This is a genomic window from Streptomyces sp. GL_148 (assembly GCF_057834205.1).
Map to the genome: position 1 here is coordinate 171476 of NZ_JBYQMC010000003.1, position 10564 is coordinate 182039.

10 protein-coding genes and 1 pseudogene are annotated in these 10564 nt (G+C 69.6%); 9 read left to right on the top strand and 2 right to left on the bottom strand.

Going from position 1 to position 10564, the window contains the following annotated elements:
* Positions 1-190: 190 nt before the first annotated feature.
* From AC3IYI_RS43120 to AC3IYI_RS43130, 3 genes are all read left to right on the top strand, one after another.
* Complete coding sequence (locus AC3IYI_RS43120; RefSeq protein ID WP_489412427.1) at positions 191-1180, top strand: helix-turn-helix transcriptional regulator; 990 nt, start codon at positions 191-193, stop codon at positions 1178-1180.
* A 160-nt stretch (positions 1181-1340) separates the two neighbouring features.
* Positions 1341-1568 (top strand): hypothetical protein, encoded by a 228-nt coding sequence (locus AC3IYI_RS43125; RefSeq protein WP_489412428.1) that lies wholly within the window; start codon positions 1341-1343, stop codon positions 1566-1568.
* A gap of 391 nt (positions 1569-1959) precedes the next feature.
* Positions 1960-3393, top strand: a complete 1434-nt coding sequence (locus tag AC3IYI_RS43130) for a hypothetical protein (protein WP_489412429.1) — start codon at positions 1960-1962, stop codon at positions 3391-3393.
* A 604-nt stretch (positions 3394-3997) separates the two neighbouring features.
* Here AC3IYI_RS43130 and AC3IYI_RS43135 read toward each other — a convergent pair.
* Complete coding sequence (locus AC3IYI_RS43135; protein ID WP_489412430.1) at positions 3998-5380, bottom strand: helix-turn-helix domain-containing protein; 1383 nt, start codon at positions 5378-5380, stop codon at positions 3998-4000.
* A gap of 146 nt (positions 5381-5526) precedes the next feature.
* On the opposite strand from AC3IYI_RS43135, the gene AC3IYI_RS43140 reads away from it, so the two are divergent.
* On the top strand, positions 5527-5700 hold the full coding sequence (locus AC3IYI_RS43140; protein WP_489408898.1) for a hypothetical protein: 174 nt from the start codon (positions 5527-5529) through the stop codon (positions 5698-5700).
* Between the two features lie 446 nt (positions 5701-6146).
* A complete protein-coding gene (locus AC3IYI_RS43145; RefSeq protein WP_489412431.1) occupies positions 6147-6392 on the top strand; it encodes a hypothetical protein in 246 nt (81 codons plus the stop codon).
* Positions 6393-6583: 191 nt separating this feature from the next.
* On the opposite strand, the gene AC3IYI_RS43150 is transcribed toward AC3IYI_RS43145, so the two are convergent.
* The gene (locus AC3IYI_RS43150; RefSeq protein ID WP_489412432.1) at positions 6584-6745 is read right to left on the bottom strand and encodes a hypothetical protein; all 162 of its coding nucleotides are present in this window, start codon (positions 6743-6745) and stop codon (positions 6584-6586) included.
* Positions 6746-6886: 141 nt separating this feature from the next.
* On the opposite strand from AC3IYI_RS43150, the gene AC3IYI_RS43155 reads away from it, so the two are divergent.
* The 4 genes and pseudogenes from AC3IYI_RS43155 to AC3IYI_RS43170 form a co-directional block, all read left to right on the top strand.
* Entirely contained in the window at positions 6887-8650 is a 1764-nt protein-coding gene (locus tag AC3IYI_RS43155; RefSeq protein WP_489412433.1) for a hypothetical protein, read from the top strand.
* Between the two features lie 204 nt (positions 8651-8854).
* On the top strand, positions 8855-9328 hold the full coding sequence (locus tag AC3IYI_RS43160; protein WP_489412434.1) for a GNAT family N-acetyltransferase: 474 nt from the start codon (positions 8855-8857) through the stop codon (positions 9326-9328).
* A gap of 68 nt (positions 9329-9396) precedes the next feature.
* Positions 9397-9747 (top strand): hypothetical protein, encoded by a 351-nt coding sequence (locus AC3IYI_RS43165; RefSeq protein WP_489412435.1) that lies wholly within the window; start codon positions 9397-9399, stop codon positions 9745-9747.
* 53 nt (positions 9748-9800) lie between these two features.
* Positions 9801-10181 (top strand): annotated as a pseudogene (locus AC3IYI_RS43170) (IS5 family transposase); the annotation flags it as partial.
* Positions 10182-10564: the final 383 nt, after the last annotated feature.

Genomic DNA, 10564 nt, shown 5'->3' on the forward strand with positions numbered 1-10564 from the left:
CGGAAGTGCGCACGCCTGGCACCAAGCGGCCTGGCACCTTCCGGAAGCCTCGTACCAACCCGGCCACTTCCGGATGATTACCGGCCGCCGGTGACGACGTTCCTTGTAGCGGCCGCGACCTGCTGAGACCATCGCGCGCAGCGAGCACGCGGGAGCTGCTGCGCAAGCGTCCATCTGGGGGGTTGGGCACGTGCTGGAGATGCTGGGGCTGGATCCGCACACCGAGAACGTCTACCGGGAACTGCTCGCCGATCCCACGGGCGGTGTGGCCGAGATCGGGCTGCGCCTCGCACTGGCCGAGGCGACCGTACGGGCCTGCCTGGACCAGCTCGCGGACCTGGCCCTCGTCCGGCCCTCCCGCGACGAACCGGGCGCCCTGCGGGCCGTGAGTCCGGAGCGCGGGCTGGAACTGCTGCTGCGCCGCCAGGAAGCAGAGCTCCTGCGCAGACAGCAGGAGCTGGAGCTGAACAAGGCCGCGGCGGCCCGCGCGGTCGCCGAGTACGCCGACCTGCGCCCGGGGACGGCCAACGGCGACGGGACCGAGCGGCTGGTGGGGCTGGACGCGATCCAGGCGAAGCTGGAGGTACTGGCCGAGGAGGTCCGCCGGGAGTGTCTGTCGGTGATGCCCGGAGGGGCGCAGTCGCAGGCGAGCCTGGACGCTTCGCGCCCGCTGGACGAACAGGCGCTGCGGCGCGGCATCTCCATGCTGACGCTCTACCAGGACAGCGCCCGCAACGACCCGGCCACCCACGCGTACGCCCAGTGGATGACCCGGGAGGGCGGGATGGTCCGCACCTGCCCGGTGCTGCCCCCGCGCCTCCTCCTCTTCGACCGTGAGACCGCCGTCGTCCCCATCGACCCGGCCAACACCCGCCTGGGCGCGCTGTGCACGCGCGAGCCGGGCATCGTGGTCTCACTGACGGCGCTGTTCGACCAGACCTGGAGCGCCGCCGTACCGCTCGGCGCGGACCGGCCTCAGGAGTCCGCGACCGGGCTCACCCCGGTCGAGCGGGAGCTCCTGAAACTGCTGGCCTCGGGCATGACGGACGACATGGCGGGCCGGCGCCTGGGCGTTTCGATGCGGACGGTACGGCGGCAGATGGCCGCCCTCATGGAGCGGCTGGAGGCAAGCAGCCGCTTCGAGGCGGGACTGAAGGCGGCCCAGCGCGGCTGGCTCTGACGCCACGGCCCGGACGTCACCAATAGGTCAGGACGCTTGGTGACACACGCAATCCCTTCTCCGCAGCGGCGCGACTGAGCAGGATTTGGTTCACCGGGAGGGCGGCGGAAACGCGGCGGCCCGGTCCACGAAACCACTGACTCTCGCTGGGGGAACCGCCATGTCCCGGACCAAGTCCCTGCTCGCCACCGCCGTGCTCTCCCTGCTGCTGACCGGCCTCGCCACCACCACGGCGGCAGCGGCGGACGGCACCATCGGCATCGGCTGGGACACGGCCCCGACGGCCACGGCGGGTGACACCGGCATCGGCTGGGACGTCGCTCCGGCAGCCACCACAGGCGACCCGGGCATCGGCTGGGACACCACCCCGACGGCCACCGCCGCCTGACCGAGCCGGGGGCCCGTGCGCAGCCCCACAGGCCGTCGGCACCGCGCACGCAGACTCCACCGCCGTGGTGCGCCGACTTCGCCCGCTGGGTCGTCTACGACGCGGACGGCTCCCTCGCCGACGGCGAGGCCGATCACGTCAACCTGGTCGTCGAGGTCTCCGCGGACGGAACCCAGATCAAAACGGTCGGCGGGAACGAGAGCAACTCCGTGCAGGCCAGAAGCTGGTTCAACTGGCAGACCACGGGGGCGCCCGCGATCTCCCGGGCATCTTCCGGCGCAGCTCCGCCAGCGGCTCCGACACCTCCTTCCTCTACGGCAACGGCGGCACCTGGTCCTGACCGTCGGCCTCACCCCACCCACACCCGCATCACGAGCCCTGGAGTCCCGCCATGTCTGTTTCCTCTCCCGTTCCCTCTTCCTCCCCCACCACCACCCATTCCCGTTCCCGTTCGCTGCGCCGGCCGCTCTCCGCCCTCGCCCTGGTCCTCACCGCCCCGCTCCTCGCCCTGACCGGCGCGGCCTCGGCCGGCGCCGACGGCGGGCAGGTCGCCGCGACGGCGAACGCCCAGGTCGGCAACGGGTGCAACACGTACTACGGCTGCCCTCACCCCGGCGCCTGGTGCGCGGACTTCGCCCGCTGGGTGTGGGGACAGGGCGGGGCGCAGACGAGCGGCCTGGGCGGGGCGGCGTACTCCTTCGTCACCTACGGCAGGCAACGCGGCACGATCCACAGCACCCCGCAGGTCGGTGACGCCGTCGTCTACGCCACCGCCGCCAACTGGTCCTCGGGCTGGGCCAACCACGTCAACGTCGTCGTCGCGGTCAGCGGTGACACGATCACCACGATCGGCGGCAACGAGAGCAACAGCGTCAAGAAGACCACCTTCAACTGGCGGACGAACGCCAACCCCGTCAACGCCGGCGCGATACGTGCCTTCGTCGGCGCGGTCTGGACCGCCCCGCCCGCGAACACCAATCCGGCTTCTCTCCCGGCGGGCACCCTGATCAAGGGTCCGGGCAGTGCGACCGTCAAGGTGGTCGTCTCGGGGGCCGGCCTGAGCATCACCGGGGACGACGTGACCCGCGACGGGTACGACCTGTCCACGATCGTCCCGGTGACCGACGCCGCCTTCAACGCGCTGCCCAGCGTCCTGCCGAACGGCTCCGTGCTCATCGACCAGTCCGGCACCGACCGCACCGTCTACGCCAGCACGAGCGGTGTGTCCCTGCCCCTGAACGGCGCGGAGTTCACCGCGTACGGCTACGACACCCGCCCCCTGATGGGCGTACCCACGTCGTACATCGCGGCCACCACCGGCCGGCAGCTGCCGGACCAGAGCCTGGTGAAGGCCCCGGGCGACGCCACGGTGAAGCTCCTCGTCGGCGCCGCGGGCTTCGCCCTGACCATGGACGATGTCAACGCGATGGGCCTCGACCTCGGCCGCACGGTGGAGGTACCGCCCTCCTACTTCACCTCCCTGCCGACCACCCTGGCCAACAAAACCCTGTTCAAGGAGCCCGGCAACGCCACCGTCAAGGTGGCCGCCGGAGGCGCCGGAGCCGCGCTGACGCTGAACGACGTCAACGCCCTCGGCTACGACCTGAACCAGACCCGCACCATCCCGTCCCAAGCCTTCTCCGTCATCGGCACCACCCCCGCGGACGGCACCCTGCTGCTCGCCCCGGGTGACGCCACCGTCTGGCGGATGACCGGTGGCGGCAAGCACGGCCTCACCGGCGCGGAGTGGAACGCGGGCGGCTACCGCGACGCCGACATCGTGCGCGTCCCCGCCGCCTTCCTGGCCGCCCTCCCCACCACCTGACCAGCCGCTCCTCTGACCGACCACCAAGGGCCCTGCCTCATCGGCAGGGCCCTTGGTGGTCGGTCAGAGGAGCGGACTACTCTCCGATGAATCCGTGTGCCCCGTTCCATGCAGTCAGCTGGAAGAGCCGCGCGGTGTGCATGTAGGGCGGACGTGCACTGACGGCGAGCTCCAGTCGCTCAAGGTCGGCGTAGAACGCCGGCTCGTACTTTCGCGCGTCGTCGGTGATGTAGTCACAGAAGCTGCGGATGCCGTAGTGCTGTACGTCGAGACAGCCGCCATCACCGAGAACAGTCCGCCGCGCTTCAGCGGGGCGAGAACCGCGGCAACATTCCGAACAGATTCACTCACCAGCGAGTCCGGCAGGCGGGGACGGCGCGCGCTCAACGGTGCCCGCATCGACGCTCCGAGGTCCCTGATCCGGTACGGGATGATCTTTCCAAAGTCTAGCCCCAACTGAGAATGAATCAATCGAAGCGGATGACCGCGGGTCGGGTCGAGGTGACCCAGGGGCAGAGGGGCCCGCAGGCCGCCGACGTCCGAGGAGTCAGGCGGCGCTCGCCCGGGTCTTTTCGTATGGAGGTGGGGACAGGGGCCTTTTTGCTCAGGCGGGTAGTTCCCAAACAGTCGCCTGAATTCTGACCTGGCCGCCGTTTCCTGCGCCGGGGGTGAAGTACCCGACCCGTCTGGCTTCGGTTCCGAAGCAGGCGCTGCGGCCCGCGGGGACGTCCGCGGTGCGCTGTCCGAGCTGGGTGTTCAGCAGGTCGAGGCACGTCTGCCGATCGGGTGTGCCGGGACCGTTGAAGGCGACGATCGTGTTGCCGACGTAGCGTCCTGGATCGCAGCTGAGTTGGCAGGACAGTCCGAGGTCTCCCAGCGGTGCGCGCTGGGGCGGGACGGGATCCAGGAACCAGCCCGTCGTCGGGATCCCGGTTTTGCTCCCGTCGTCCAGGGTCAGCGTCCCGCGCCACCGGACGCGTACGGCCGAAGACACCGTCGGGGTGGGGGGTTCGCTCGCCGGGGGCGGGGTGGGGCTCGGCGGCGGGACGGGCGCCGGGCTCGGCGAGGGGGAGGTGGAGGCCGGGGCGGACGGTGTGGGGGAAGGCGTCGGCGTCGGCGGGGGCGTGGGGCTCGGTGAAGGGGGCGGGGTCGGGGACGATGCGGAGCTCACGGGCTGCGGGCCGTCATCGGCTACCGGGCTCTTTCCCGCTGCCGGGTTCCCCCGCTGGAGCAGTACCGCCCCCCAGACGATCGCGGCCACCGCGAACAAGACGGCGGCCAGACCTGCGAGCGGGAGACGGTGTCTCCAGGGGGAAACAGCCTCGCGGCCAGTGCCGGAAACAGCCTCGGGAAACGGCCATATCCCACGGTGGGGTACGAGTGCAGTGGAGTCCTCGCCGGGAAGCCGGGTCAGGAGGCGGTCGATCTCGCCCAGGATCCGCTGCCGCTGCACGGCCAGGTGGCCACTGAGCCGCTCCAGCTGTGCCGCCCGCGCGTCCACTCTGTCCCCGGGTTCGGTGCCGGCCTGCGGGGCCTGCCCATGGTCGGCCAGCTCGGCCAGCTCGGCCAGCAGCCGGGCGGTCTCGGCCTCCCGGTCCTGAACCTCCCGCAGTGCCCGCTCCTGTTCGTAGAGCGCGGCCCGCTCGCTGTTGCGCCCGCCCACCGGGCCCAGCGCCCGCTCGTACAGGGCCGTCACCAACGCGCGGACAGCGGTGGTGAGCGGCGCCTGCCCGCGCCGGTCCGCCTCCTCCAGCAGCGCCTCCACGTAGGCGCTGCGCGGCAGCCGGTCCCCGTTCTCGTACCGCGACACCGAGGTGATGCTCCCGCCGTGCAGGGCGACCATCGCCCGCTGCGACAGACCGGCGTTCTCCCGCAGCAGCCGCAGCTGCTCACCCAGTGCCCGCGCCGCCGCCACGGAACCCGGCTCCCCCGCACCCTCCAAGCCGGAACCGCCCCCGCTCCCGCTGCGGCCATCGCTCTCAGACATGACTGCTCCTGCTCCCCCAAGGCACACGGAAATCTTCCCCACCGGGAAACCACCTGCTCCCAGGAGGGGACACCGAGCCTAGGCGCGAAGGTCGATCACAGAGCCGACACCGGCCAACTTCCCCGCCCCGACGAAAGGAAGACCCCATGTCCTCGATCGCCCTGGCCGTACTACTGCTCCTGATCCTGGTAACGCTGCTCCTGGCAGCCGCCATCGGCTACACCGTCCACCGCCACCCGGCCCTGAACGCGCCACTGACCGCAGCCGGAACGGCCGTGGCCCTCATCGTGACCTGCGTGTGCACCATCGCGGCACGCTGACCCGCGGCCCGCCGCTGCACGCACCGTGGTTCGCCCTTCCTCGTCCCCCGGCTCCGTCCGCCCGTGATCCGCGTAGGACAAGGGGGGCGGCTGACCAAGAGCGGTGACGGGCGGTCAAACGACGGGCGGGGGGAAGGTGCACCGGCGGTACGTGCGTGTTGTGCCTGTTCAGAGCCCAGTTTCCGGCTGGTGAGTGCCCGGACTTTCGTCTGTGTGTGGGGGTCTGGGCGGTCGGGCCGGGCGCTGCGCGAGGGCTCTTGAAGGCGAAAGCGGCGGCGTAGCCGTACTCACGGCCTTTTAGGGCGGAGGAACCACGGCTTGGTGAATGAGGTGCCGAGTTGTGCCTTCTGATGGCGGGGCCGTTGGGGGTTGCGCCGCTTGGTGCGTGGTCCAGCACGGTGCCGCCGTGCGGAAATCCCGCAGCACTCCGGAAGGACACCACCGTCATGACCACGCTCCCGACCGACTCCCAGCCGCAGCAGCCGTCCACCCGCCGCCGGTTCGCCCCGCTGCTCCTGGCCCTGGGCTACCTCGCCCTGGCGGGCACCGTCGCGGCCGCCACGTACGCGGTGCCGACCCTGGGCGACTCCATCCAGACCGGGCTCACCGCGGTCACAGTCGCCGCGAGCCTGCGCCCCGTCCGCGTGGTCGTCGTCCAGGACAGCGGCCCGGCCGGTGCCGGCCCCGCCTAGGCACGGGCGCCGCCGGTGCCTAGGACCCGCCGTGGCGGCCGCCAAACGGCCACGGCGTACCGGCCCGTCAGGAACGGGGGCTTGGCGGGGTCCGGTGCCCAGAGGGCGGCGCTGATCATCCACCCACACAGTCTCCCGCCCCGCCTGTCACCTCTGTGCAGCAGCCCGGGCTACTGCACAGAGGGCAGATGTCAGGACGTTCCGGGAGGGGGCGTCTCGGCCTGCTGGCAGCCTCGGGCGCGGGAGGCGCGGATCGCCTTCACACCCCAGCTGATGGTGGTGGCCAGCACTCCGGCGACGATGTTGCCGAGGACGTCGTGGAGCAGGAAGTTGTAGACGCTGTGCAGGGCCATGGCGATTTTCCCCCAGGGATGTGGTGAACCAGGTGTGCGCCCGATTGTGTGAGTGATCTGATTGGCCATCGGGTCGCCGAGTGGATCACCACATGTCAGCGGCTTGGGGGCGTGGACGAAGGCTGGACAACAGGGGGACAGATGGCGCGCAAGAGGGAGATGAAGGGGCGTCCGGCGGCCAACGAGCTGGCCGCGTTCTTGTGCCGCATTACGGCCCCGCGGACCGTCGACCAAGTCTGCTCACTCGTGCCATCCGGCCCGCGCTCCTCGACCTGGGCGAAGTACATGAACGGCGCCGAGGTCATCCCCAAGAAGCACCTCGCGACCCTGATCCAGGAGCTGTACGTCAAGAAGCCCCTTGAGATGGGCGCCTACTTGCAGGACGCCGTGACGCTGTGGAAGGCGGCGCATGCGGAGTCTCTGCACCCGGCCGAACCGGGCGAGGAGACCGCCGGCGGGGATTCCTCGGCCACGCTGGTACAGGTGCAGAACGACCTGATCGAGGCCTTGAACGGGCAGCACCGGGCGGTGCAGGCAACCGAGAAGGCGAACTCGATGATCTCCTCACTGCTGCAGATGGGGGCCATGCTGAGCACAGTCATCGCGAGCAAAGAGACCGAGCTGCGCATGGTCGTGGACCGGGAGCGGTCCGAGGTGGAGCTGCAGTTGTCCCAAGCGAGGCTCCGGCTGGAGCGCACGACCTCGGAGCTGGAGAAGGCCAAGGGACGCCGCTACACCGCCGAGCAGGCACAGCAGGCCCTGACCCAGGAGGTACTGGAGGCCCGCGAGCAGATAGCCCGTCTCCAGCAGCGCATGGGGGTCATCGGCATGGTGGACCTGCCTGTCGTCGCCTCTGTACGCATGTCTCCCGACCTCCTGATGGAAGACTTCGACGATGCGCTGGCGGACCTGATCGAGGAAGGCGCCGAAGCCGATCAGGAGATCGCCGACCTTGCCGAGCAAGCGCATCTGCCGCAGACAGACCGACCCATCCCCGATGCGCCAGTTGTTTTGGAGGGCACGGTCATCACCGGCTCTGCCCACGCACAGCAGCAGCCCGCAGACACGTCCACGTTGTCCAGGACAATCGTGGAAAACGCTGTGACCAGCAACGATGGAGCATCAGAGGACCTCGGAACCACCCCGATCACGGCAGGGTCGAACGACGACACGAGCCGACAGATCAACACGGCGGGGCCCCAAAGCACCACCTCCTCCCTGGCCGAGGGCCTCGCAAGAGTGGACGACGCTTCCGGATTCGGTTTCCACCTGCGCGCCTTGAGAACGCGGGCCGGAGCCCACAACTGGCCCATGGACAAGATCGCCAAGGCCGTCTTCGAGGACGCTGACCCCAAGCACCCGTCACTGGTCGCCACCTGGTTCTCAGGCGGCGTGGACATCCCGAGGCGCGATGAAGCCAGCAGCCTTGTCATCTCGCTCGGAGCCACGCTGGACGAGGCCGTGGCCTTCCAGCAGGCATGGGACCGCATCGACGAGGGCTACATGATGGCGTGCGTAGCGCCGAGTGCCGCTGGATCGAAGCGGAGAGGGTTCAACGCACTCGACGTGCTGTTCCTGTTCTCGATCGTCCTTCCCGACGTGCTTCTTCCAGCCCTCTCCGTCGGTATGACAGGTCTGGTCGCCACCGGCTGGTTCGAAGCTCTCGACGCCGACCCGGGCCCGGCCATCTGGAAGATGACGGTGTACGGCCTTGGGGCAATCGTGCTGTCGGGACTCATCGTGGCTGGCACGAACTCCGTGGCGAAGTGGCTCAGCCTGCCAGACATATCCCGGGGTTTCGTGCTCTGCGGGCCGGCGCTCGGAATCCCGCTGGCAGCGATAGCCAGCTTCATGGGCCTGGGTGCAGCGGGGGAGTGGGTTGCCTCCGTCGTTGCGCTCACCTAGGAGCTGTCCGGCCGATCACGGTACAGGCACCTGCGTGCTCAGACCCCCTCGCCAGACACGCTCTTCCGCGCCGAACTCGCCCAGCTGGTCCGGTCCTTGGGCCTCGACACCCGGGCGCCCCAGGAGCCACCGGAAAACCGCTACCCGGGCATCTGCGTGACTGGCTACGCTCCCCCCTTTGACCAGTACAGATGTGGGGAACGCATGACGCAGCAGTTCACCGACCGCCAGGGCCGGGCCGTGGTGCTCGAGGAGATCACGGAGGACAACTGGCGCGATGTCGCCGACGTGGCGCCCGCCGACGAGCAGCGCCGGTATGTGGCCGCGCTCGCGGCGCGCTACCTCCTGCTCTCCCAGCGCGGGGAGGTGTGGACGTCCCTCGGCGTCCGCGCCGGTGACGACGTCGTGGGCCACGTCATGTGGGCGTACGACGACGAGGACGGCACCCACTGGATCGGCGGCATGGTGGTGAGCGCGGCCGAACAAGGCAAGGGTGTGGGCCGCGCCACCCTGGGCGCCGTGATCGAGCGCCTGTCGGCGCTGCCGGAGTGCCGGGAGATCCGTCTCTCGTACCACCCGGACAATACTTCCGCCGGCCGCCTCTACACCTCGTTCGGCTTCCAGCCGACCGGGGACTTCGAGGACCAAGAGATCGTGGTGGCGCTTCCGGGCAGCTAGGACTTGCCCGGCCGATCATGTCCGCTGTGGGGGTGGATCTATCCGGGCGCCTAGGGAGGAGGTGCCCCGTGGAGCGAGATGTGCAGCTGGTGCAGGACTTGGTGGCCGCTGTGCCGGGCTTCGAGGACCTGGTTGACGTGCACGTTTTCAACGAGCACGGTGTCCTGTCCCACGTGTTCTTCTGGGATGTGGTTCAGGAGACAGTCGCGTCGTTCCTTGGAGGCGACGAGACGGACTGGCGTGACACGCTGCGGTTCCTGGAAGAGCAGCTTCGTCTCGATGTCCCCGAGGTCACCACGGTGGTTGTCACCTCGTTCCTCTTCAGTCTGCCGTGGCCGGACCAGCCCGGGTATGGCCTTGTTGACCACCTTGGTCCTGCCATGAGTGCGCGGTTCGCTGCGATTCGGCCGTCCGGCTAGGCCTTGTCTGGTCGAACGTGTGACTACCGCGTGTCCGGCCCGTTGATATGGGCATGGGGCGGGGTGATCTGAGTGATGCCGAGTGGGAACGGCTGCGGCCGTTCCTGCCGGTCAGCAACGGGCGTTGTGGCCGGTGGCGGGATCATCGGCAGGTGATCGACGGAATTCTGCACCGGGTGCGGACCGGCGTTCACTGACGTGATCTGCCGGAACGGTTCGGGCCGTGGAAGACCGTCTACGAACGGCACCGGCTGTGGTCGGCGGACGGAACATGGGAGCGCCTGCTTCAGCAGGTTCAGGCCACGGCCAACGCCGCAGGCGAGATCGACTGGGACGTCTCGGTCGACTCAACCATCGTTCGTGCGCATCAGCATGCGGCGGGCGCTCGCACCGACCGGCCGCCGGCGCCCGCCGCAAAGGGGGCCGAAGGGCCAGAACACGGGCTGCATTCTCCGAACAAACCTGACTATTCGTCAGTTATATGTGTTTTGGTGTGTGGTGGGGGCGTGCTCCGGTGGTGGGTTGGTTTTCTGACCCGGGGTCGGGTGGGTTGTGTGCTCGTGTGCCCCCACCCCGGAGCGAAGCGGAGGGGTGCCTCCCCGAAGGGGAGGCCTTGGGCCTCGAAGCGGCCCGCCCGAGCGCAGCGAGGGCGCTTCGTTCCCCAGCGCGCAGCGCTGGGGAACCTGTTGGGGGCCAACGGCCCCCAACCCGGAGCGAAGCGGAGGGTTTACCTCCCCGAAGGGGAGGCACTGGCCCGCGAAGCGGGCCGCCCGAGCGCAGCGAGGGCATTCTCTCCTCAGCGCGCAGCGCTGGAGTC